Source organism: Planktothrix sp. PCC 11201, from assembly GCF_900009135.1.
Taxonomy (GTDB): Bacteria; Cyanobacteriota; Cyanobacteriia; order Cyanobacteriales; family Microcoleaceae; genus Planktothrix.
On sequence record NZ_LT797693.1, the window covers coordinates 264,006 to 285,942 of the forward strand.

The window sequence follows — 21,937 nt, forward strand, 5'->3', positions numbered from 1 at the left end:
TATAGCAATAGCACCGGAATATGTTAAAATTCAAGGGTTTAAGGTACTGGATTATTGCCGGTTATTTAATGCCAATTTTGCTCTCTATATTAGTAGCTGGAGTTGTATCCTCCAATGTTGAAAAAGTTCGTAAAACCACCCTAGAAGTCCAAACATCTGGTGATGCCATGCAAGCGATTAATAACTTGGCTTTAGCCACAAAAGACTTAACGATTGCCGCCCGTGGATATATTTTAGTTAAAAATCCTCAATCCCATAAGTTGTATAAAACTGCTGAATCTCTTTATCAAAAAGCATTGGTAGATGTTAAAAGACTCATTCCCAATCCTGAAGTGATTCAAGATTTAGATAGTTTAACTGCATCGGTAGATGAATTAGAACAATACTATTCCTCATTATTTAAATTAATTAATGATAATCAAGTTGACCAAGCCTTAGAGATTTGGAAGCAAGGAAAAGGTACGGAACTATCAACAACGGTTTTGGAGAAAACTCAAAAATTTATCGCTTTAGAAACTCAACAAGTAGAGGTATACCATCAACGGCAAAATGATTCTTTAGATCACCTGATGAATGCAGTTTGGATCGGAACCGGAGCAACGGTATTTTGTTCGGTTTTCTTGGGAATTGGACTCATTACCCTCATCTTCAAACGGATTAATCAAGAAGCCTCTCAAATTTTGCAAGCCTCTCAAGAATTAGTCAGTATTATGGAATCTCAAGAACGAGTTACTGTTCAACAGGCAAGTTCAGTGAATGAAACCACAGCTAGTATGGATGAATTAGGGGCATCAAGTCGCCAATCTGCCGAACAAGCGTCAACGGCCTCCGCCGGAGCTAATCAAGTTTTACTCCTAGCGGGTGGTGAGCAAAAATCATCTTTTCAAACGGGTAATAACTTCAGTTTGAAAATAAAAATGGAACAATTACAACAGCAAATTATGCGTTTAAGTGAACATTTAGGAAAAATTTATAGTATTACCAATGCGGTCACGGATTTGGCAAGTCAAACTAATATGTTGGCTTTAAATGCTTCTGTAGAAGCTGTTAGAGCCGGAGAAAATGGTAAAGGATTTGGGGTTATAGCATCTGAAATTCGTAAACTAGCCGATCAAAGTCGCAAATCAGCCGAAAAAATTAGTTCAATTGTTACCGATATTCAAATAGCGACTAATTCAACCGTGAGGGTGACAGAGGAAGGCTCGAAATCCGTTGAAGATATTGTTCATGCGATTAATGATGTTGCGATTAATTTACAACAAATTTCCCTGAATACCAGACAGCAATCGATTGCGGTTGAACAAGTGGTTGATGCCATGAGTAACTTAAATTTTGTTTCAACAGAAATGGCAACCAGCATCAACCAAACCAAACAGGGAGTTCAAAAGTTAAATGAAACTGCCAAAAATCTGCAAACTCTGGTTTAATCAGTCAAAATTGAATTACACTGACAGGATCAAACACTTATGATGATTGAAGACGATGAGCTGCGGGAAGTTTTTAAAACCGCTAGTGAAGAACATTTACAGAATTTAGATGAAGGATTATTATATCTGGAAAAAAATCCCAATGATGCAGCTAAACTAGAAGAATTATTGCGAGAAGCCCATAGCCTGAAAGGGGATGCGGGGATGTTAGGGGTCAAAGATGTTGCCACTTTATCCCATCAAATCGAACACCTATTAGGGGGGTTAAAACGTCAAGAAACGACTCTCACAGTAGATTTAGTGGATCGAATTTCCTATGGAATTGATGCGATCCGTCAATTAGTTGATGCGGCGGTGACCGGAGAACCCTGTGGGATTAATGCCTTTCACAGTTTAGCCTATTTGATGGGGGCTAAACCCGAAACACCGACGGATGCAATTTCAGCCATACCGACGCTAACCCCCGAACCTGCTCCCCCTGCCACCCCTGCTCCCCCCGCTCCCCCCGCTCCCGATGAAACCCCAATTCCTGTAGCGACCGTGGCTGAAGCGATGAATCCTACGCCTCCGGTGACGGCCAGTCGCGACTCTGCTTATAAAATTGAAACCATTCGAGTCCCGACGCGTAATTTAGATGGGTTAATGACTCAAACGGGAGAATTAACAGTAACAAAAATTCGGATTGCCCACCGGTTAAATGAAATTGAAGACCTGGTGAGTTTATGGGAAGAATGGAGTCGAGATGCGTTTGTGAATCGGTTTGTAGTTCATGACCTAGAAAATAACCTCAATCGTCATATTTCCGAAAAGGGAACAATCGGGCAACTCCAGAATTATTATCATCGTAGTACGGAACGTTTAGAACAGTTAGGATCTTTAATTAATCAACTGAGAAATACCTTTTCTGAAGATATTGCCCGTTTAGATATTATTAGTGATGAACTTGAAGATGGGGTCAGAACCTTACGTTTATTACCCCTAGCAACTATTTTTAATTTGTTTCCTCGCATGGTACGCGATTTAGCGCGGCAACAAGGAAAAGAAATTGAATTAGTGATTTCTGGTGGAGAAACCCGTGCGGATAAACGGATTTTAGAAGAAATGAAAGATCCGTTGATGCACATTTTAAGAAATGCGATTGATCATGGGATTGAAACTCCAGAAGAACGGCAAACTTCAGGGAAAACGGCGATCGCTAAAATCGAGTTACGGGGGTACCAAACCGCGACCCACGTTGTCTTAGAAGTTTGTGATGATGGTCGGGGATTAGATATTGAAAAAATCAAACAAACTGCTTTAAAACGGGGAATTTGCCAACAGGAAGAATTATTGGGAATGACTCCACAACAAATCCATAGTTTAATTTTTGCCCCAGGTTTTACCACCCGAACGGTGGTCACCGAAGTATCGGGACGGGGAGTAGGAATGGATGTGGTGCGAACTAATGTGGAACATTTAAAAGGCATTATTCAAGTTGAATCTTCCCCAGGAAAGGGTTGTTTATTTCGGATTCAATTGGGAACTACCTTAGCAACGGCTCATGTTTTAATTGTATCGGTTCAGGGAATTTCCTATGCCATTCCTGTCGAATTTGTCCAAATGACGCGACTGGTTCTAGCTGATGAAATTTTTGCGATTGAAGGCCGAGAAACGATTATTTTTGAAGACCAACCAATTTCCGTAGCTCAACTAGCTGATTTATTAGAAATTCGTGGGATTCCCCCTCAGATTGAAGCGGAACCTACGGTTTCTAAAGAATCCAAATCTCGTTTTTCTATTTTCCCATCTTTTATTGACAAAAATCCCAGTTCTTCAACGATGGATATTGCTTCACCCTGCATTATTTTAAAAGTGGGAGAAGAAAAATTAGGATTATTTGTTGATGCTTTAATTGATGAGCAGGATGTGGTTTTAAAACCTCAAAGCCAACTATTAAAACGGGTCAGAAATGTGGCGGGAGCCACGATTTTAGGAACGGGAGAAGTCTGTATTATTTTAAGTCCTCAAGATTTAATTAAATCCATTCGCAAACAAGCGGGTGTGATCAGTTCCCCCATCGTCCGATCTCCTCTAATTATTCAGAATCATTCTGCTGTTAAACCGGTTATTTTATTAGTCGAAGATTCGATCGCCACTCGCACCCAAGAAAAACGAATTTTAGAAGCCGCTGGCTATGAAGTGGTGACGGCGGTGGATGGATTAGATGGGTTTAATAAACTGAGCACTCGTGCTTTTGATGCGGTGGTTTCTGATATTCAGATGCCTAATTTAGATGGGTTAAGTTTAGCCAAAAAAATTCGACAGCATCATGAATATAGAGAACTACCGATTATTTTGGTCACTTCCCTAGCTTCCGATGAAGATAAGCGCAAAGGTGCAGAAGCGGGGGCAAATGCTTATATTACTAAGGCATCTTTCAATCAAGAAGTTTTGATCGAGACCCTAAAAAGATTAGTTTGACATTTAGTTCATAAGCTGCGTAGCAGCTTAGTTCACCCAGGCTGTCATCCCCTGTTCCTACTTACTAGCCCTACCAACCATGTAGCTAAGAAGTCCGATCACAGTAGAAGAAAGAGCCGCGATCGCAAATCTGATTTCACCTTCAGAAGTGGTACCTTTTTGTAGAATGGTAAAGGAGTAAAAATCAATTAATAAAATTATAACCAGAGCAACTATAAATACAGTAATATCTTTTACCCAAAAAGATATCCGCTTCTGCTTTCGCTTGATTTCCTGATCTTTTTCGCGGTTTTTTAGTTCAAAATCTGCATCTTCTGTCATAACCATAAATATTTGATTATCGTCCTATTTAGATTAACACTTTCCCTGATCCTAGATTTTGATATAAGTTTACTATCGTTTGATTATTTTGTCAATTTGCGCTAATTTTTCCTAAAAATATTGTAAAAACTGTTCAGGAAATAGAATTAATTCTCCTGATTTAAACTGTTCTATGGGAACCCATAACGCTTTTTTCTTGCGTTTCTTTTCCATAAATTTCAGTTCTTCTAGTTCATATAATTTCAGATCGACAAAATCACATCTATATAGTTGAATTAATTCATGTTGGATGTTATTCTCGTAAACAAAAATATTTTCCAAACAGCCTAAATAATCAATATTGGTTAATTCTGCTTGAATTTCTTCTTGAAATTCTCGCTTTAAGGCATCCAGACTTGATTCTCCAAAATCAATTCCTCCTCCTAAAGCTCGATAGAAAGTTTGTTGTTTACTGGTATCATAGCCTTGGGAAACAAAAATGCGATCGCTATTTTGAATTAATCCTAATGCTAAAACTCGAATTTTACTGGATTTAGACATAAGATAAAAGCAGGAAAATATCGAGACGCGACTGAGCGCGCCCCTAGGATTAATTATAATCGCCTACACTAGATTGATAAATGTCTTTTTCAATTGGCCAATCTTCATTTTCACCGCCAATAATAATTTTTTCAATGGTGACATATTCTTGGCTGAGTTGACGAAAGGTGTTAATTAAAACATCAAGGGCAAAAGCATCACTGGTTCCCAAATCAAACCAACAACGCGCCCAGATACCTTGATATTCTATTTCCCCCATATTGTGCATCAGTGCCATCATACTATTATCCACAATGGCATCATCATAGGTCATATAATTTAGGTCAATTCCCGTGTCCTGAACCTGTAGATTTTCGGCGTTAAATCCTCCCATTTTTCCTAATAAAAACCAGGAATCAAATACTTCCTCAATATAATCCCGTTCACTGCGGGAAGGGACGGTTTGAAATTGTAGCCAAATCCAAATATCAAAAGGATTACATTCTCTAAACAAAACTTCCATAATTAAAAGCTATAATGGTGGTAATTGATTGGCAGTTGGCCCCCAAAGACCATTGGCATTTTTAATTGTATCTCGCAAGGGATCACAGGGACGGCTTTGATTATCAATTCGGTTTAAATTTTTGCATTGTTCATAAAATATTTGAGCCACTAATCGTTTAGGAAGTCGATCGGATTGACCCAAAGATTGAGTAAAATATTTTTGAGCTTCTTTTAGCTGGGCCGGGGTTGTGGTTTGATTTTCTGTTTTTAATTTTTTCCCCTGGTCAGCTAAGATTTGCGCCTTTAAATATAATACTTCTGGATGGTTAGGAGCTTCTGATAGGGCTTTGTCTGTATAAGCTAAGGCTTGATCCGGTTGACCTAAATTTTTGTAGCCAATGGCAATTCCTCGATAGACTAAATAACGAGGTTCCGCCTGTTTTTCTAATTTATTAATTGCTTTGTTAGAGTCAGAAAAGGGAAGATTTAAGGACAATAATAAATCCATATAACCTTGAATTAAATTGAGTTCGGGATCTTGAGAATCAATTTTTTGAGCGACATCTAAAAACTTTAACACCTCTTGTAATTTGTTGAGTGCTTTAGGAGCACCTTTGAGTGTACCTTCAGTGACTAAAGTATGGCCTCCCTGTAAAAATAAACCGACCGCCACATAGAGATTCCCGCGTAAAGGATCTTTTGTACTCAATAACTTGGCAGTTTCTAGGGTTTTATCACCATAGGTTTTTAAAGCCGTAAAATCCTGATCTTGGTAAGCTAAAGAAGCCAAAAGAGCATAAACTAAAGGTTCATTCGGTTCTTGAGATTGCGCTTGTTCCAAATATTCCTTGGCTTGTTTATAATTCCCCTGGGCAAACATGGATTTAAAAGCAGATTCCGTTTGATTTCCAATCGGACGAGGATCATTTTTACGGAAGGGATCAGCAGCAAAAACAAGATTTATCCCTAAACTAAATACAATTAAACCTGTATTAATTCCTAGGATAAATTTTTTCAGAAATAGTTTTGGGTTTTTAAAATAAGAATAAATCATCATTTTTAATCAATGAGTAAACAGCTAAGGAGTGATTGAATTGGAAAAACACAAAAAGTTAACTGTTAATCAATCAACTGATGACTGATAAATATGTTATAATCTAAGGTAATTAGTGATTTGACCATTGCCTTTGCCTCGCTTCTGGGTTGGACTATCATTTATTGACGTCTTATCCCCTGTTGCCCGTTGCCTGTTCCCTGCTATATTTTTCCGATGCTTTATATCAAAAACTTAGTTTATCATCCCGCCGCTAGTGACAACTCGATTTTAACCCAAGTTAACTTAGAATTGGCACCGCAGCAAATGGGACTGGTTATTGGGCCTAGTGGATCGGGGAAAAGCACACTACTAGAGATTTTATCGGGTTTGGCCACAAAAACCCAGGGAAATATTCGCTGGAGGGAGCAAGAATTAACCCCAGAACACCTACAACAACTGGTGGGTTTAGTGTTTCAATTTCCAGAACGACATTTTTGTGGCGGAACAATTTTAGAGGAATTGCGCCTGGGTCATCCCGAAATCGATGCAGAACAGGTTGATAAAGCCTTAGAGGAAGTGGGACTAAGCCATTTATCTTTACAGATTGCGCCCCATTCTCTTAGTGGGGGACAGCAACGACGTCTAGCTTTGGCAGTACAATTAATTCGTCAACCCCATATTCTGATGTTAGATGAACCCACCGCCGGGTTAGACTGGTCAATGCGACAACAATTGATTAGTTTATTAGGTAAATTAAAAAAACATTGGACGTTATTAGTCGTTACCCATGATGCCCGAGAATTATTAGGTTTGGCTGACCGATGTTGGTCATTAAAACATGGTCATTTAACCCCCTTAGATGTCAATGCCATGGCAATCGCAGAAAAACAAAAAATTGCCGCTTCTCCTCCCGTTTAATTTTGAGTCAATTATGAATGAAATTTCCTCTCCCCAATTACCTGATATGACTGCCGTTTGGCAAGAAACCTTAAATTGGCAACCCACTCCCCAACAACAGATTTTATTCCAACAATTATTTGAGTTAATTATTCAGTTTAATCAACAGCTTAACCTAACTCGCCTGACTGAACCCCAAGAATTTTGGGAAAAACATTTATGGGATTCCCTCCGAGGAATTTCTTTTTTATTATCAGAAAAAAATTCCCTATCCCCGGGGACAAAATTTATTGATATTGGCACAGGTGGGGGTTTTCCTGGCATCCCTTTGGCTGTAATTTTCCCGGAATCTTCCGTCACCCTTTTAGACTCAACTCGGAAAAAAATTACGGCATTAACCACCATTTTAGAAGAATTAAAGATCAATAATACCATTCCTTGGGTGGGTCGGGCGGAAGCTCTTGGTCAACATCCAAAACATCGAGAATCCTACGATTTTGCCCTATTAAGAGCCGTTGCTCCTCCCTCAGTTAGTGCTGAATATGCACTGCCTTTATTAAAGGTGGGAGGGACGGCAATTCTCTATCGCGGTCATTGGACACCGGAAGAAGAACAACAGTTAATCTCGGCGGTTAAACAGTTAGGGGGAGTGCTAGAATCTGTGGATGGGTTTACCACCCCTTTAACCCAAAGTATTCGCCATTGTTTATATTTAAAAAAAGTCAGACCCACAGCTAAACAATATCCTCGGGCTATTGGTATTCCCGGTCAAAAACCATTGTAATCGAGGGAATAGGCAATTGGGAATAGGCAATTGGGAAGATATAAAATTAAGCAATTAGGAAGATATAAAATATTGAACTCCTATTACCTATTACCCATTACCCATTATCCATCACCGATTGCCGAGGATAACTGAAAAAGCCTATTCCCCCTTCTGTGATTTGTGTCACAACATTAGCTCAATTTTAAACTATTATTTCAGATGTACCAACATCACAGAAGCTTGTGATCAAGCTCATCGAAGTTAGGAGATTAACTTCACTGGGTTTTTGGGGTCAATCCCCGATGATTAGATTGAGTAAATCAGGAGGAGTGAGCCAATGCCACCGCTAAATCTAGTCTTAAATTTAGAGCAAGACTTTACCACTGTTCAGGAGATGATCACCGAAATTCATCATTATTTAAGAACTCCTGTTTCTATTATTGCATCCTCATCTTATTTGCTTCAAGTTTCTCTGAGCCAACAGAAAAAATCGTCTCAGTCTCCCTCGAAATATATCGCTCTGATACAAGATGCGGCTCAATGTTTGGAAACCAGTTGTCATCGGATGGTCACCAGAATGAATCAAGCTAATTTTGATAGTTGGGCTTTAAATCGGATTCGTTTTTATTTGGATAAAATGATCTATTTTTGCCAAACCGTTTTGGGAAATTCAGAAACGATTTCCCATTCAAACTATCACCATAAACTCATGGATGAGACTGAAAAATATGAAATCATTAATTTAGTTGTGGGTTTAAATCAATGGGCAATGCAGATGACAGATGTGTTAAGTTCAGATTCTTTTCACAATTATGTTCAACAGTTTTCTGAAGGTCTATTTATCAAGTCTCGCTTTAATGATTTTGAGGAGTATCAATCGGCATGAATATAGAAATCTCTAATTTTAATTATAATATAAAAAATAAAGACATGGTTTAATACCATGTCTTCGGAAAATTTCTATTAATATTTCAACTGAATCAACCACCAGCAACCGCCGGAACAATACTAACTTCATCCCCAGACTTCAGTTCGGTTTTTGTTCCTTCTAAGAAGCGAATATCTTCACTATTCACATAGAAATTCAAGAATCTCCGTGGCTCTCCGCTATCATCACAGAGACTTTTTTTAATCCCTGGACAACTAACTTCTAAGGAATCAATTAATTCAGAAACGCTAGAACCTGTACATTCAATTGTTGCTTGATTATTAGTAAACTTTTGCAGGGGTGTGGGAATTAAAACTTTAACGGTCATAGGTTCAACAGGACGATAAATTAATGGTTTGGGTTGAGTAGAAACGTTTTAGACGATTTTAAACCTATACTAACACTTGTTGCCATTCCAGACGGTCTAAAGTGCGAGCGCGTTCAATTGCTCGTTCAAAACTTTCTAATTTTGGTTCGATGGTTAGGGGTTCACCGACATAACCTTGAATGGCTTCTTGAGTTTTTAAGCCATTCCCCGTAATATAAACAACGGTGGTTTCTTCAGGATCAATTTTACCCGCTTCCACCAATTTTTTCAAAACCGCAATAGTTGTTCCCCCGGCGGTTTCTGTAAAAATACCTTCGGTTTCAGCCAATAATTTCATTCCTTGAATCACTTCTTCATCATTAACCGATTCAATATTTCCGTTAGTTTTATTCGCTAATTCAACAGCATAAACTCCATCGGCGGGGTTGCCAATAGCAATGGATTTAGCAATAGTATTCGGTTTAACCGGAGTAATAAAATCCCGTCCTTCTTTAAACGCCGTAGCAACGGGAGAACAACCTTCCGCTTGAGCACCACTGAAACGCACGGGTTTGTCATCAACTAAACCCACTTTGACAAATTCTTGGAAGCCTTTATGAATTTTGGTAAACAGGGAACCCGAAGCAATGGGGGCCACAATATGGTCAGGTAATTTCCAGCCCAGTTGTTCGATGACTTCATAACCTAGGGTTTTGGAACCTTCAGAATAGTAGGGACGCAGGTTAATATTCACAAATCCCCAGCCGTGGGTATTCGCAACTTCTGAACAGAGGCGGTTGACCTGATCGTAATTGCCCTTAACAGCCATTAAAATCGGGTTGTAGATTAAAGTTCCCAGGATTTTACCCGCTTCTAAATCTGCTGGAATGAACACACAACAGTCCAGACCCGCTCGGGCGGCAATGGCGGCCGTGGAGTTGGCCAAATTTCCGGTACTGGCACAGGAAACCGTGGAAAATCCTAATTCTCTAGCGCGACTCAAGGCAACCGACACCACCCGATCTTTGAAGCTGAGGGTGGGCATATTCACAGCATCGTTTTTAATATACAGATTCTTTAAACCCAGACGACGGGCCAATCGTTCGGACTTAATCAGGGGAGTCATCCCAGTACCGACATCAATCACATTCTCAGTAGCGACAGGCAGAAACTTCCGATAACGCCAAATCGAGTTGGGGCCAGCTTCAATCGTAGCGCGAGTCACGGTTTGGCGGAGCAGGTCATAGTTGTACTGAACTTCTAAGGGGCCAAAACAGACTTCACAAACGTGCTTGGCTTCGGGGGCGTATTCTTCGCCACACTCTTTACATTTTAATTTGTCAAAGGTAGCGCCAGTGAGTGTTAAGTTGTTGGTTGTTGCCTGAGTCATGACCTGTTCTCCACTGTGAATCTGATACTGCGGTGTTGAAATTAAGGTATCACAACCCAGAAAATGTCGTCAACAATACCCGACCTTTTTTGTCGGGATTAAATGAGATGCAACGGTGCTAGGTTTAGGACTCACCGCTCCGCCTCCTGAATCCCTTGATCGATTTGGTGAGAATCCGGTGATTTACAAACCTAGGGGTATATAGTATACAACTACTGATAAGACTCAATTTGCCTAAAATTTAAAGATATTAGCGCAAAATGCCATCTGAAAAATGTGGCACAGGGAGTATCGGTAAAAAACAATTCTTGATATGATGTCGCGTGTTATTGGTGTGGTGTGGTGTGATGAGGAGTAATTGATGCCAATTTCTGTAGATTTCAGTGGCAGGCCTTTTCACTTTATCGGGATCGGCGGGATTGGAATGTCAGCCCTAGCCTATATCCTAGCGAAGCGAAAGCTACCTATTTATGGCTCGGATATTCAACGCAGCCATATTACTCAACGCCTGCAAGATTTAGGCGCCCAAATTTTTTGCCATCAACAGGCAAGCAATTTTGAGTATGTCAAACAATCCCCAAATCAAGGGAATCAAAAGCCAAGTTCTGCAACGGAACTAGAATTATCCGCCACTCAAAATGGCTTGAAAACTGCCCTAGCTAGGGTAAAAGTCGAAAGTTTAAATGGCAAGGGAAAGAACACCCCGGGGATGGAATTACCTCAAGTTATTTGTTCGACCGCCATTAGTGCTGAAAATTTAGAATATCAAGCCGCTCAGGAGTTAGGCTGTCCGATTTTTCATCGTTCCGATTTACTAGCTGCCTTAATTCAAGACTATCAAAGTATTGCTGTGGCTGGAACCCACGGCAAAACCACCACCAGCAGCATGATTGCCATGATGTTGCTGGGGGCAGGTCTTGATCCCACCATTTTAATTGGGGGAGAAGTCAATGCCTGGGAGGGCAATGCCCGCATGGGTCAAGGGCCCTATATGGTGGCGGAAGCCGATGAATCCGACGGTTCCCTCGTCAAAATCAAGGCTCAAATTGGTGTAATTACCAATATTGAGTTAGACCATCCCGATCACTACGAAAGCTTAGAACAGGTAATCAATACCTTCAAAATCTTTGAACACAACTGTAAAACCTTAGTAGCCTGCATTGATTGTGAAACGGTACGGGAGCAAATCCAACCCGGGATCACCTACAGTTTAAATCCTGACTCCGATGCCGATTACCAAGTCAGGGATGTGGAATATCGTGCCAATGGGATCTTAGCTCCGGTTTGGGAGCGAGGCAATTTCCTCGGAGAACTAGAGTTAAAGTTGCTCGGGCAACATAATCTCAGCAATGCCTTAGCTGCGATCGCGGTAGGACGGCAGTTAGGCCTAGAGTTTTCCGTCATAGCCAAGGCATTAGCAGACTTTGAAGGGGCAAAACGTCGTTTTGAGCATCGAGGCTGTTTTAATAACATCCTGTTTGTGGACGACTACGCCCATCATCCGAGTGAAATCCGCGCCACCCTCGCCGCTGCCCGTCTGCGGATGCAAGACAGTGCCTTAAACACCCAACCCCACCTTCAGCGTATTGTTGCTATTTTTCAGCCCCATCGGTATAGTCGAACTCATGCCTTTCTTCAAGACTTCGCTCAGTGTTTCACCGATGCCGATGTGGTAGTTCTGACCGAAATTTATAGTGCCGGAGAACCGAATATCTGGGACATTGATGGCCAGAAAGTCGCAGACTTGATTGGTGATTACCACCCTCAAGTATTGTACCAGCCCTCTATGAATGACGTTAAGGGCAGTTTGGCTCAACTCCTACAGCCCGGTGATTTAGCTATATTTCTCGGTGCGGGTAACCTCAATAAAATTATTCCAGAGGTGATGGAATTTTATCAGGGTTCCCAGAACACGGTTGGGACTGAGCCAGGGTGCTTCTCACGCTTAATGGACTGATTTATCTGCAATCGGTGATTTACATCCAAGTTCTAAGGTATTCATTTTGATATGGTCATGACACTCTCTTATGACTCCCCCAGTCAAACAAACTGCTCTGAGCCCCACGACCTAGCCCTACCTGAAACGGACTGTTTGATTCAATCTTTAGTTCCTTTAACCACCTTCACCTCCTTTCGGGTCGGAGGGCCAGCCGAGTGGTACATCGCGCCTAAGGGGGTAGAACAACTTCAAGAAGCTCTCTTATGGGCTGATACTCAAGGATTACCGATCACCCTCCTCGGGGCTGGATCAAATTTATTAATTAGTGACCAAGGGTTATCTGGATTAGTGATTGCGACTCGTCACCTGCGTCATGTTGACTTTGATTCAGAAACGGGGTTACTGACTGCCGGGGCGGGAACCTCCCTTCCCCGTTTAGCCTGGAAAGCCGCTCGTTTAGGATGGCGGGGACTAGAATGGGCCGTGGGCATCCCCGGAACCATGGGGGGGGCGGTGGTAATGAATGCAGGTGCCCACCGATCCTGCACCGCAGAAATTTTAGTCCATACCCATGTCCTATCCAAGTCTGGGGAATTACAAGTTTTAACCCCGGAAGATTTAGCCTATCGCTATCGCACCTCGATTTTGCAAGGGGGCGATCGGTTTGTGACTCAAGCCACTTTCCAGTTGGAACCCGGTCATGATCCGCAAAAGGTTCTCGCTGATACAACCGCCCATTTTAATCAACGTCGCAATAGCCAACCCTATCATCTACCCAGTTGTGGCAGTGTTTTCCGTAACCCTGGTCTGAAAACGGCGGGGTGGTTAATTGAACAAACGGGTTTAAAAGGTTACAGCATTGGTCAAGCTCAAGTAGCCGAGCGCCATGCTAATTTTATTCTCAATTGTGGGGGGGCAACGGCCAGTGATATTTTTTCGTTAATTCGTCATGTTCAAGAACAAGTTGAACGGCGTTGGTCGTTTTTATTGGAACCCGAGGTGAGAATTATGGGGGATTTCCACGGGTTTTGATTCCCAATGCGGATCGCAGCAGGGACGATCTCCTCCCCCAAAATGCAGTTGATCCGCCAAAAAATGCTACTATAGCTTACTTATCTTGACTATACAAAGCGTTTTCAGCGCTCGATGAACAAACTATGACACAAGAAAAGGGATTTGGTTTCGGTCTGGGCAAAATGAAGGAACTGGCTGAAGCGTTTAAAAAGGCGCAGCAAGTTCAAGAAGGGGCAAAAAAGCTCCAAGAAGACCTGGATCAGTTGGAAATTTTGGGGGAAGCGGGGGGGGGCTTAGTTAAGGTATATCTCAGTGGAAACCAAGAACCCCGTCGGGTGGAAATTTCACCGGATGTTTTAGGCGAGGGCGCTGAGGTGATCTCTGATCTGGTTCTGGTTGCCATGCAGGAAGCTTATGGTAACTCCACTGCCACCATGCGCGAACGGATGGAAGAACTGACCGGGGGTTTGAATTTACCCGGGTTAGGTTAGAGTGTACAGCAATAACCCATAAACCTCAAACAAGGCAGTGCCAGCGTCCTCGCTGGCTGTGTTTTTAGGTTAAAGGTAGAACAAATTATCGGAAAAATGGGTTTAAAACCCCTAAGTTCTACTTAGGCTTTTTATTGTAAACCTTTGTTAAAATATCAGCCAATCTTGTGCCCAAAGATATAGTATAAAAAATCAGGCGAGAGGTAAGGCAATGTTAGTATTTGAGTTCAAAACTTACGGAAAAGCCAGTCAGATTGAAGCAGTAAAGGAAGCAATTCGTACAGCACAATTTGTCCGCTCTGTGTCGATATACCAGCAAAGAATGCTCTAGTTGCGGTGAAATTGTTCAGAAAACGCTATCCACTAGAACCCATGTTTGTAGGTGCGGTTGTGTCATGGATAGAGATGAAAATGCAGCTAGAAATATCCTGAGTCGAGGATTGAGTACCGTAGGGCATACGGGAACTTTCATGCTAGACATGAGCAACGCTTTGGGAGAATCGACCTCTACTCGGGCTGGAGAAATCCTGTTCGAGCAAGTTGGCTCTATGAACAAAGAATCCCCACGCCTTTAGGCACAGGGAGTGTCAAAACATTGATAATAGGACTTGACCATTGGGCATAATCGTATTGTAAATCATGGCATCTTCATGATTAAACCCGATGGCATCGGTTAGGTTAGCATCGGTTAAATTAGCGGCTTTAAAATTGGCTTTGTGTAAATCGGTATCGCGTNGAGTCGAGGGTTGAGTACCGTAGGGCATACGGGAACTTTTGCGAAGTACGCAAGCAACGCTTTGGGAGAATTGACCTCTGCTCAGGCGGTCGAAATCCTGTTCGAGCAAGTTAGCTCTATGAACAAAGAATCCCCACGCCTTTAGGCAAAGGGAGTGTCAATTGTCAGATCTCTGATTTGGGGTCTCGAGTTTTGAGTTAAATTCTTTACTTATGCCTTACAAATTATTATTTGTGTGTCTTGGTAATATTTGCCGTTCTCCGGCGGCGGAAAATATTATGAATCATTTAATTGATCAGGCAAATCTGAGCGATCGCATTGTTTGTGACTCTGCGGGAACATCTAGTTATCATATTGGCAATTCCCCCGACCAACGCATGACTCAAACTGCCAACCAAAGGGGAATTACAATGACGGGAAAAGCACGTCAATTTAGGCGAGATGATTTTGAACTATTTGATTTAATTTTGGCAATGGATCAAGAGAATTATGAAAATATTCTCCATCTTGATCCTTCAGGAAAATATCGCCATAAAGTTAAGTTGATGTGTGAGTTTTGTCGCCATCATAACCTCAAAGAAGTTCCCGATCCCTATTATGGAGGGAGGGAAGGGTTCAATCAGGTGATTGATTTATTATTGGATTCCTGTGAGGGCTTGTTAGAGTTCCTTATTAAAGAACAAAAATTAGAAACTCAACCCTAGAAATGTCAAGTTTCTGAATCAGAACATCTCTACGCATAATTCCCAGAGCCATTAATTTGTGAATGAGGCTGGGATCGATGGTTTTTCAGCCAGAAACTATAACAGGGACATTTGTGACAGTCCATATTGACCTGAATAATTTCCGAGCAATTTAGGAATCAAACGTCCGGTGATTTTCCGGTAAAATACTAGAAATAATATTTACCCTGTGTAACAGTAATTTTGAGTGTGGCTAATTCTAATCGAAAACCAATTCTCCTTGACTTTGAAAAGCCTCTAGTTGAACTAGAAAGCCGAATTGACCAAATTCGTCAGTTAGCGAATGAAAATGGTGTGGATGTGTCCGAGGAAATTCAACAACTTGAAGCCCGGGCTAGTCAACTGCGACAGGAAATTTTCAGTGGTTTATCTCCCTTACAACGGCTACAACTGGCTCGCCACCCCCGTCGGCCTAGTACCCTGGATTATATTCAAGCCATAACCGATGAATGGATGGAACTGCATGGCGATCGCCGGGGCTATGACGATCCGGCTTTAGTGGGTGGTGTGGCCCGTTTAGGGGGACAACCCGTAGTTATCCTCGGTCATCAGAAAGGACGGGATACCAAAGATAATGTTGCCCGCAATTTTGGCATGGCCGCCCCCGGAGGTTATCGGAAAGCCATGCGCCTGATGGAACACGCTAACCGCTTTGGGATGCCGATTATCACCTTTATTGATACTCCGGGGGCTTGGGCGGGAGTGGACGCCGAAAAACTAGGCCAAGGCGAAGCGATCGCCTATAACCTCCGAGAAATGTTTGATTTAGAGGTTCCGATTATCTGTACTGTTATTGGTGAGGGTGGTTCCGGTGGAGCTTTAGGTATTGGTGTGGGTGAAAAACTGCTAATGTTAGAACATTCGGTGTATACCGTAGCCACCCCCGAAGCCTGCGCCGCCATTTTGTGGAAAGATGCAGGTCAAGCCCCCCAAGCTGCCCAAGCCCTGAAAATTACCTCCAAAGATCTCAAACAACTAGGCATTATTGATGAGGTAGTCCCTGAACCCGAGGGAGGTGCCCATAGCAACCCCTTGAAAGCAGCAGAACTACTGAAAAAGGCTTTACTTCAATCTTTGGGAGAACTTCTGGCTCTAACATCCGGGCAGCGTCAAACAATGCGCTATCAGAAATTTAGAAATATTGGAATTTTTGCAGAAGTCAAGGTTTAAGCCAGTGAGAATACCAGGGAGAAAAAGACATTATTCAAGAAATTAACCAAGTGGCCGTTAATCTTCAGAACTTGACGGGAAAAAAAATTTTTTTGTGAGGGGCGTTCAACAAAAATCTAAAATCCCTAATCCTAAATTCCTTTAGTGATATACTGATGATAGTAACAAATCTTTACAAATTTCTCAGATTAAGCCGTTTACAGATTTGTGACATCAGTTTTAGTCCCATGGCCGACCACTTAAAAGATGACTTCTCCCATGCAAAAAAGAGCCTTGATCACAGGAGCTAGTAGCGGAATTGGTCGGGCAACAGCCCTGGCCTTTGCTAAAGCCGGGATTGATATTGCATTGGTCAGTCGCCAAAAGGATCGCTTAGAGTCTGTAGCCGAAGAAGCCCGCAATCTGGGAGTGGAGGCGGAAGCCTTCCCCCTGGATTTAGCAAAAGTCGAACAAGTTCATGCCCAAATCGATAGTATTGTGGCTGCTTTTGGCCCAGTTAACATCCTCGTCAATAACGCTGGGATGGGATATACCGGAGACTTAATCGAAACATCCCTGGCCGATTGGCAAAAGGTAATCGACTTAAATCTCACCAGCGTATTCCAGTGTATCAAAGGAGTTTTGCCTGGGATGCGGGATCAAGCAAGTGGAACCATTATTAATGTAGTCTCCATTGCTGGTATACAGGTTTTTCCCCATTGGGGGGCTTACTGTGTCAGCAAATTTGGTTTGATGGCTCTATCCAAAACCCTGAATATGGAGGAACGGGCCAATGGAATTCGGGTCACAGCCCTCTGTCCTGGTTCTGTGAATACTCCCATCTGGGATAGCGAAACCGTTAAAGCTGATTTTGATCGATCTGCCATGCTGACACCGGAGATTGTAGCCGAGTCGATTCTCTATGTGGCATTATTACCCACCGCTGCGGTTATTGAAGAATTAACCCTGATGCCAAGCATCGGCACGTTTTGAATCGTTTTTAATATCGATTTTAAAACCATTTAACTTTGTTGTTTCTAAACCTTGATTCAAGATACACCATGACTATCTCATCCAACACCAATGGCCTCAAAAATGAGGACAAGACGGGGTTTTCGATTCGACCCGATCGGACTTTATCCTATAGCCAAAGCACCCACTCCCAACTCGATTCAGAGGTGAGTGACGAGGAAATGATGAATGCTGTTCGTACCATGCTTTTAGGAGTGGGTGAAGATCCTGAACGGGAAGGGTTACTCAAAACCCCAAAACGGGTAGCTGAAGCCATGCGTTTTCTCACCAGTGGCTATAATCAATCCCTGGAAGACTTGGTGAATGGGGCTATTTTTGATGAAGGTCATGAAGAAATGGTGCTGGTACGCGATATCACTTTTTTCAGTATGTGCGAACACCATATGTTACCCTTCATGGGTCGGGCGCACGTTGCCTATATTCCTAATCAAAAAGTGATTGGATTAAGCAAACTCGCTCGGATCGTGGAAATGTACAGCCGTCGCTTACAAGTTCAAGAACGTTTAACTCGCCAAATTGCCGAATCAATTCAAACCGTCCTTGAACCCCAAGGGGTCGCCGTGGTCATGGAAGCCACCCATATGTGTATGGCGATGCGAGGGGTGCAAAAACCCGGGTCTTGGACAGTTACTAGCGCTATGGTTGGTGTATTCCAAGATGAACAAAAAACCCGTGAGGAATTCCTGAATTTGATTCGCCACCAACCCGCATTTTTTTAACTAATTAGGGATATTAATGCTGAATTAAGAATTGAAGATTGAGAATTAAGAAAAATTTAACTTATCCTAGAAAAAGCCTAAAAGCTATAATTCTTAATTCTTAATTCTTAGTTCTTAGTTCACTTTTAACCTTGAAAATTCATGATCCCTCAACCCATTAAGTTTGGAACCGATGGCTGGCGCGGTGTGATTGCTGCGGACTTTACCTTTGAACGAGTGGCTTTAGTCGCCCCCATTGCGGCTCAGATTCTCTATCAAACCTATGGAGAAACAACCGGAAGCCGGACGATTATTGTGGGCTATGATCGGCGCTTTTTAGCCGAGGAATTTGCCCAATGTGCGGCGGTCGCCATCCAAGCAGCAGGATTTAATGTCAAACTCAGTGAAACCTATGCTCCAACTCCGGCTTTTTCCTTAATCGCCTATGAACAAAAGGCTTTAGGGGCGATTGTTTTAACGGCTAGTCATAACCCGGGTAAATATTTAGGTTTAAAAGTCAAAGGTGCTTTTGGCGGTTCGGTGGGGCCAGAAATTACCCAACAAATTGAAGCCCTATTAGATCAAGCACAAATTTTTCAGACAACTCCCGGAACTTTAGAACTGTTTAATCCCTGGCCGAGTTATTGCCAAACCCTGCGTTCTAAGGTGGATATTCCGGCAATTCAAGAGGCAATTAATCAAGGAAAATTAACGGTTTTTGCTGATGTTATGCACGGGGCGGCGACCGGAGGATTAACCCAATTATTGGGAGATAATATTCACGAAATTAATACTGATCGTGATCCTTATTTTGGCGGGACGGCGCCGGAACCTTTACCCCGTTATATTCCTAAATTATTTGAACAATTAGAATCCCATCGCGTTGCTAATGGGGGTTTAGCCATTGGATTTGTGTTTGATGGGGATAGCGATCGCATTGCTGCGGTCGATCAAAATGGCAATTTTCTCAGTTCTCAAATTTTAATTCCCGTATTAATTGAACATTTATCCACTCGTCGAGGATTTACCGGAGAAATCGTTAAAACCGTGAGTGGTTCCGATTTAATTCCTCGAATTGCTCAATTATTTAATTTATCGTTGTATGAAACGGCGATCGGTTATAAATATATTGCCGATCGGATGTTAACTACGGAAGTTTTAGTCGGGGGTGAAGAATCGGGGGGAGTGGGTTATGGAACCCATATTCCCGAACGGGATGCGTTGTTATCGGCGCTGTATGTCTTAGAAGCCATGGTGCAGTCAGGGGAAGATCCGACGCAAACCTATCAACGCTTACAAGCACAAACGGGCTTTGATTCAGCCTATGATCGGATTGATTTACCGTTGGCGAGTATGGATGTGCGATCGCGCCTGGTCGAACAATTAAAGAATCAACCTTTACAGGAAATTGCAGGACAGGCGGTGGTTGATTGTTTAACCGTAGATGGCTATAAATATCGCCTTGCAGATAGTCGTTGGTTATTAATTCGCTTCAGTGGGACAGAGCCTGTCCTGCGTCTTTATTGTGAAGCTCCCGACATGGATAGGGTTCAAGAGACCCTAGCCTGGGCGAAGGATTGGGCAAATCAGTTTTAGCATGGATTAGGGCGAGGAGACCTCGCCCCTACCCGTTAATTATTAGCATCGGAATATGACAAAAAAAACATTAATTGTTGCAACCGGAAATCCAGGTAAACTCAAGGAGATGCAGGCTTATTTGGAGGGTTTAGAGATTGAATTGCAGCTTAAACCTCAAGATTTAGAAATAGAAGAAACTGGAAAAACCTTTGTTGAGAATGCAGCTTTAAAAGCATCCCAAGTTGCATTGGCGACGGGAGAATGGGCGATCGCTGATGATTCAGGATTGGCTGTAGAAGCCTTAAATGGAGCGCCAGGAATCTATTCAGCCCGTTATGCTCCTACAGAAGCCGAATGTATTGTGCGACTGCTCAAGGAACTCGGAGATCACCCTAACCGTAATGCTGAATTTGTTTGTGCGGTGGCGATCGCCCGTCCCGATGGTTCCATTGCTGTAGAATATCAAGGAACTTGTCAAGGAAGCATCACACAAGCACCCATGGGAATCGGGGGCTTTGGTTACGATCCGATTTTTTACGTTCCCCAGGTTAACATGACTTTTGCCCAAATGCCTGCGGAATTAAAACATAAAATTTCCCACCGTGGGCAAGCCTTTCAAGGTATTTTACCCCAGCTTCAAGCTTTATTAAATTGCCACAAGGGAATGGGATTGTCCTAATTGCGGGATGCACCATGACCGTGATATTAATGCAGCAAATAACATTTTGACGGCAGGACTTAATCTTTTCAGCTTACCTAACTCATACACGAGCAATATAAAACTATGCACAAATGCGGTTCTTTGCTAGTAGCAATCTTACTGTCGGTGGCATCCCTAACAGCCTGTGAATCATCGAATCCTACCAACACTGGTACAACTTCGTCTGGGGGAAACTCAACGGCTACTAAAGGAGGAACAGGTCAAAGTCGTCTTGATATTGTCAAGCAAAGGGGAAAGCTAATCTGTGGAGTTGATGGCAAAATCCCCGGATTCAGCTTTGTGAATGAAAGTGGCCAATATTCGGGTCTGGATGTGGATATCTGTAAAGCCGTCGCCGCCGCCGTTTTTGGTGATCCTAATGCGGTTGAATATCGGAATTTGGATTCTACAGAACGATTTGAAGCCTTAAAATCGGGGGAGGTGGATATGCTATCGCGGAATACTACCTGGACGATTAGCCGTGATACCTCCGTTGGCTTAGAATTTGCCCCAACTACATTCTACGATGGTCAGGGGATGATGGTTCGCAAAGATAGCGGGATTACTAAATTAGAAGATTTAGCAGGAAAGGCCGTTTGTGTTGAGGCAGGAACCACAACCGAACTGAACCTAACCGATGCCCTGCGCCAAAGGAATGTCAAAGCTGAAACGGTTACCTTCCAACAAGCTGACCCGGCTTATGCAGCCTATGCAGAAGGTCGATGTCAAGGGATGACTTCGGACAAATCCCAACTGGTAGCCCGTCGTAGTACCCTCCCCAACTCCGACGATCATGTTCTTTTGGATGTTACTATGTCTAAAGAACCCCTTGGCCCAGTAACAGTTAATAATGATTCTGCTTGGTTTGATGTGGTTAAATGGACAACTTATGCTTTAATTGAGGCGGAAGAATTAGGAATTAATCAAGGGAATGTTGATCAACTCAAAACCAGTGAGAACCCCAATATTAAACGATTTTTAGGGACAGAAGGTGACCTGGGTAAAGGTGCCGGATTAAGTAATGATTTTGCGGCTAATATAGTTAAAGCAGTTGGCAATTATAGTGAAGTTTACGAACGAAATTTAGGTCAAGGTTCACAATTTAAACTGCCCCGGGGACAAAATGCCCTATGGACAAATGGGGGTTTGATGTATTCTCCACCCTTCCGCTAAAGTCAGTTATCAGTCATCAGTTATCAGTTATCGGTTTAAGAGCAAAATCTTGATTTTATTGATTTTATTGATTCTGTGATGACTGACATGGGCGGTGTCTCCACGCTCCTACTGATAACTGAATTACTG

Annotated in this window: 23 protein-coding genes and 1 pseudogene; 17 read left to right on the forward strand and 7 right to left on the reverse strand. The window is 42.4% G+C overall.

Going from position 1 to position 21,937, the window contains the following annotated elements; translation table 11 throughout:
- Window positions 1-68 precede the first annotated feature (68 nt).
- Window positions 69-1,427 carry a methyl-accepting chemotaxis protein gene (locus PL11201_RS06030; RefSeq protein WP_234996622.1) on the forward strand — a complete coding sequence of 453 codons (1,359 nt, stop codon included), beginning with the start codon at window positions 69-71 and terminating at the stop codon, window positions 1,425-1,427.
- Between the two features lie 42 nt (window positions 1,428-1,469).
- Window positions 1,470-3,887 carry a hybrid sensor histidine kinase/response regulator gene (locus PL11201_RS06035; protein WP_079677978.1) on the forward strand — a complete coding sequence of 806 codons (2,418 nt, stop codon included), beginning with the start codon at window positions 1,470-1,472 and terminating at the stop codon, window positions 3,885-3,887.
- A gap of 57 nt (window positions 3,888-3,944) precedes the next feature.
- On the opposite strand, the gene PL11201_RS06040 is transcribed toward PL11201_RS06035, so the two are convergent.
- The 4 genes from PL11201_RS06040 to PL11201_RS06055 form a co-directional block, all read right to left on the reverse strand.
- Window positions 3,945-4,208: a hypothetical protein gene (locus PL11201_RS06040; RefSeq protein ID WP_144017677.1), complete on the reverse strand. Its 264-nt coding sequence runs from the start codon at window positions 4,206-4,208 to the stop codon at window positions 3,945-3,947.
- A 111-nt stretch (window positions 4,209-4,319) separates the two neighbouring features.
- A complete protein-coding gene (locus PL11201_RS06045; protein ID WP_079677684.1) occupies window positions 4,320-4,748 on the reverse strand; it encodes an NUDIX hydrolase in 429 nt (142 codons plus the stop codon).
- Window positions 4,749-4,797: 49 nt separating this feature from the next.
- A complete protein-coding gene (locus tag PL11201_RS06050) occupies window positions 4,798-5,250 on the reverse strand; it encodes a DUF3531 family protein (protein WP_079677685.1) in 453 nt (150 codons plus the stop codon).
- Window positions 5,251-5,259: 9 nt separating this feature from the next.
- On the reverse strand, window positions 5,260-6,288 hold the full coding sequence (locus tag PL11201_RS06055) for a Sll0314/Alr1548 family TPR repeat-containing protein (RefSeq protein WP_234996623.1): 1,029 nt from the start codon (window positions 6,286-6,288) through the stop codon (window positions 5,260-5,262).
- 213 nt (window positions 6,289-6,501) lie between these two features.
- Between PL11201_RS06055 and PL11201_RS06060 the strand changes: the two genes are divergently transcribed.
- From PL11201_RS06060 to PL11201_RS06070, 3 genes are all read left to right on the forward strand, one after another.
- On the forward strand, window positions 6,502-7,185 hold the full coding sequence (locus PL11201_RS06060; RefSeq protein WP_079677687.1) for an ABC transporter ATP-binding protein: 684 nt from the start codon (window positions 6,502-6,504) through the stop codon (window positions 7,183-7,185).
- Between the two features lie 13 nt (window positions 7,186-7,198).
- On the forward strand, window positions 7,199-7,948 hold the full coding sequence (gene rsmG / locus PL11201_RS06065) for a 16S rRNA (guanine(527)-N(7))-methyltransferase RsmG (RefSeq protein ID WP_079677688.1): 750 nt from the start codon (window positions 7,199-7,201) through the stop codon (window positions 7,946-7,948).
- Between the two features lie 319 nt (window positions 7,949-8,267).
- A complete protein-coding gene (locus PL11201_RS06070; protein WP_079677689.1) occupies window positions 8,268-8,816 on the forward strand; it encodes a hypothetical protein in 549 nt (182 codons plus the stop codon).
- Between the two features lie 94 nt (window positions 8,817-8,910).
- Here the strand turns inward: PL11201_RS06070 and PL11201_RS06075 are convergent, their stop codons facing one another.
- Window positions 8,911-9,186, reverse strand: a complete 276-nt coding sequence (locus PL11201_RS06075; protein ID WP_079677690.1) for a MoaD/ThiS family protein — start codon at window positions 9,184-9,186, stop codon at window positions 8,911-8,913.
- Between the two features lie 64 nt (window positions 9,187-9,250).
- Window positions 9,251-10,555, reverse strand: coding sequence for a threonine synthase (gene thrC, locus PL11201_RS06080; protein WP_079677691.1), 1,305 nt, complete (start codon window positions 10,553-10,555; stop codon window positions 9,251-9,253).
- 361 nt (window positions 10,556-10,916) lie between these two features.
- Between thrC and murC the strand changes: the two genes are divergently transcribed.
- From murC to PL11201_RS06100, 4 genes and pseudogenes are all read left to right on the forward strand, one after another.
- The gene (gene murC / locus PL11201_RS06085) at window positions 10,917-12,512 is read left to right on the forward strand and encodes a UDP-N-acetylmuramate--L-alanine ligase (protein ID WP_079677692.1); all 1,596 of its coding nucleotides are present in this window, start codon (window positions 10,917-10,919) and stop codon (window positions 12,510-12,512) included.
- A 51-nt stretch (window positions 12,513-12,563) separates the two neighbouring features.
- Window positions 12,564-13,526: a UDP-N-acetylmuramate dehydrogenase gene (gene murB / locus PL11201_RS06090; RefSeq protein WP_079677693.1), complete on the forward strand. Its 963-nt coding sequence runs from the start codon at window positions 12,564-12,566 to the stop codon at window positions 13,524-13,526.
- A gap of 125 nt (window positions 13,527-13,651) precedes the next feature.
- Window positions 13,652-13,999: a YbaB/EbfC family nucleoid-associated protein gene (locus PL11201_RS06095; protein WP_079677694.1), complete on the forward strand. Its 348-nt coding sequence runs from the start codon at window positions 13,652-13,654 to the stop codon at window positions 13,997-13,999.
- Window positions 14,000-14,310: 311 nt separating this feature from the next.
- Window positions 14,311-14,574 (forward strand): annotated as a pseudogene (locus tag PL11201_RS06100) (zinc ribbon domain-containing protein); the annotation flags it as partial.
- Window positions 14,575-14,586: 12 nt separating this feature from the next.
- On the opposite strand, the gene PL11201_RS25855 reads toward PL11201_RS06100, so the two are convergent.
- Window positions 14,587-14,763: a pentapeptide repeat-containing protein gene (locus PL11201_RS25855; RefSeq protein WP_144017678.1), complete on the reverse strand. Its 177-nt coding sequence runs from the start codon at window positions 14,761-14,763 to the stop codon at window positions 14,587-14,589.
- A 184-nt stretch (window positions 14,764-14,947) separates the two neighbouring features.
- On the opposite strand from PL11201_RS25855, the gene PL11201_RS06110 reads away from it, so the two are divergent.
- The 8 genes from PL11201_RS06110 to PL11201_RS06145 all read left to right on the forward strand — a co-directional run bounded on the left by PL11201_RS06110 (window position 14,948) and on the right by PL11201_RS06145 (window position 21,808).
- Window positions 14,948-15,439, forward strand: a complete 492-nt coding sequence (locus tag PL11201_RS06110; RefSeq protein WP_079677695.1) for a low molecular weight protein-tyrosine-phosphatase — start codon at window positions 14,948-14,950, stop codon at window positions 15,437-15,439.
- Window positions 15,440-15,667: 228 nt separating this feature from the next.
- Complete coding sequence (gene accA / locus PL11201_RS06115) at window positions 15,668-16,648, forward strand: acetyl-CoA carboxylase carboxyl transferase subunit alpha (RefSeq protein WP_079677696.1); 981 nt, start codon at window positions 15,668-15,670, stop codon at window positions 16,646-16,648.
- Window positions 16,649-16,894: 246 nt separating this feature from the next.
- Window positions 16,895-17,620: an SDR family oxidoreductase gene (locus PL11201_RS06120; protein ID WP_079677697.1), complete on the forward strand. Its 726-nt coding sequence runs from the start codon at window positions 16,895-16,897 to the stop codon at window positions 17,618-17,620.
- A gap of 68 nt (window positions 17,621-17,688) precedes the next feature.
- Window positions 17,689-18,378, forward strand: a complete 690-nt coding sequence (gene folE / locus PL11201_RS06125) for a GTP cyclohydrolase I FolE (protein WP_079677698.1) — start codon at window positions 17,689-17,691, stop codon at window positions 18,376-18,378.
- Between the two features lie 144 nt (window positions 18,379-18,522).
- Entirely contained in the window at window positions 18,523-19,953 is a 1,431-nt protein-coding gene (locus tag PL11201_RS06130) for a phosphoglucomutase/phosphomannomutase family protein (RefSeq protein ID WP_079677979.1), read from the forward strand.
- Between the two features lie 55 nt (window positions 19,954-20,008).
- Complete coding sequence (rdgB, locus tag PL11201_RS06135; RefSeq protein WP_079677699.1) at window positions 20,009-20,614, forward strand: RdgB/HAM1 family non-canonical purine NTP pyrophosphatase; 606 nt, start codon at window positions 20,009-20,011, stop codon at window positions 20,612-20,614.
- A gap of 7 nt (window positions 20,615-20,621) precedes the next feature.
- On the forward strand, window positions 20,622-20,744 hold the full coding sequence (locus tag PL11201_RS25860) for a hypothetical protein (RefSeq protein WP_200816710.1): 123 nt from the start codon (window positions 20,622-20,624) through the stop codon (window positions 20,742-20,744).
- Window positions 20,720-21,808, forward strand: a complete 1,089-nt coding sequence (locus PL11201_RS06145) for an amino acid ABC transporter substrate-binding protein (RefSeq protein ID WP_079677700.1) — start codon at window positions 20,720-20,722, stop codon at window positions 21,806-21,808. The genes PL11201_RS25860 and PL11201_RS06145 overlap by 25 nt, the downstream gene beginning before the upstream one ends.
- Window positions 21,809-21,937 lie beyond the last annotated feature (129 nt).

Bases quoted from the DNA above. Each gene is read 5' to 3' on its own strand.
- PL11201_RS06030 (WP_234996622.1), top strand. From the start codon at position 69: ATGCCAATTTTGCTCTCTATATTAGTAGCTGGAGTTGTATCCTCCAAT.
- PL11201_RS06035 (WP_079677978.1), top strand. From the start codon at position 1,470: ATGATTGAAGACGATGAGCTGCGGGAAGTTTTTAAAACCGCTAGTGAA.
- PL11201_RS06040 (WP_144017677.1), bottom strand. From the start codon at position 4,208: ATGACAGAAGATGCAGATTTTGAACTAAAAAACCGCGAAAAAGATCAG.
- PL11201_RS06045 (WP_079677684.1), bottom strand. From the start codon at position 4,748: ATGTCTAAATCCAGTAAAATTCGAGTTTTAGCATTAGGATTAATTCAA.
- PL11201_RS06050 (WP_079677685.1), bottom strand. From the start codon at position 5,250: ATGGAAGTTTTGTTTAGAGAATGTAATCCTTTTGATATTTGGATTTGG.
- PL11201_RS06055 (WP_234996623.1), bottom strand. From the start codon at position 6,288: ATGATGATTTATTCTTATTTTAAAAACCCAAAACTATTTCTGAAAAAA.
- PL11201_RS06060 (WP_079677687.1), top strand. From the start codon at position 6,502: ATGCTTTATATCAAAAACTTAGTTTATCATCCCGCCGCTAGTGACAAC.
- rsmG (WP_079677688.1), top strand. From the start codon at position 7,199: ATGAATGAAATTTCCTCTCCCCAATTACCTGATATGACTGCCGTTTGG.
- PL11201_RS06070 (WP_079677689.1), top strand. From the start codon at position 8,268: ATGCCACCGCTAAATCTAGTCTTAAATTTAGAGCAAGACTTTACCACT.
- PL11201_RS06075 (WP_079677690.1), bottom strand. From the start codon at position 9,186: ATGACCGTTAAAGTTTTAATTCCCACACCCCTGCAAAAGTTTACTAAT.
- thrC (WP_079677691.1), bottom strand. From the start codon at position 10,555: ATGACTCAGGCAACAACCAACAACTTAACACTCACTGGCGCTACCTTT.
- murC (WP_079677692.1), top strand. From the start codon at position 10,917: ATGCCAATTTCTGTAGATTTCAGTGGCAGGCCTTTTCACTTTATCGGG.
- murB (WP_079677693.1), top strand. From the start codon at position 12,564: ATGGTCATGACACTCTCTTATGACTCCCCCAGTCAAACAAACTGCTCT.
- PL11201_RS06095 (WP_079677694.1), top strand. From the start codon at position 13,652: ATGACACAAGAAAAGGGATTTGGTTTCGGTCTGGGCAAAATGAAGGAA.
- PL11201_RS06110 (WP_079677695.1), top strand. From the start codon at position 14,948: ATGCCTTACAAATTATTATTTGTGTGTCTTGGTAATATTTGCCGTTCT.
- PL11201_RS06120 (WP_079677697.1), top strand. From the start codon at position 16,895: ATGACTTCTCCCATGCAAAAAAGAGCCTTGATCACAGGAGCTAGTAGC.
- folE (WP_079677698.1), top strand. From the start codon at position 17,689: ATGACTATCTCATCCAACACCAATGGCCTCAAAAATGAGGACAAGACG.
- rdgB (WP_079677699.1), top strand. From the start codon at position 20,009: ATGACAAAAAAAACATTAATTGTTGCAACCGGAAATCCAGGTAAACTC.
- PL11201_RS25860 (WP_200816710.1), top strand. From the start codon at position 20,622: ATGCACCATGACCGTGATATTAATGCAGCAAATAACATTTTGACGGCA.
- PL11201_RS06145 (WP_079677700.1), top strand. From the start codon at position 20,720: ATGCACAAATGCGGTTCTTTGCTAGTAGCAATCTTACTGTCGGTGGCA.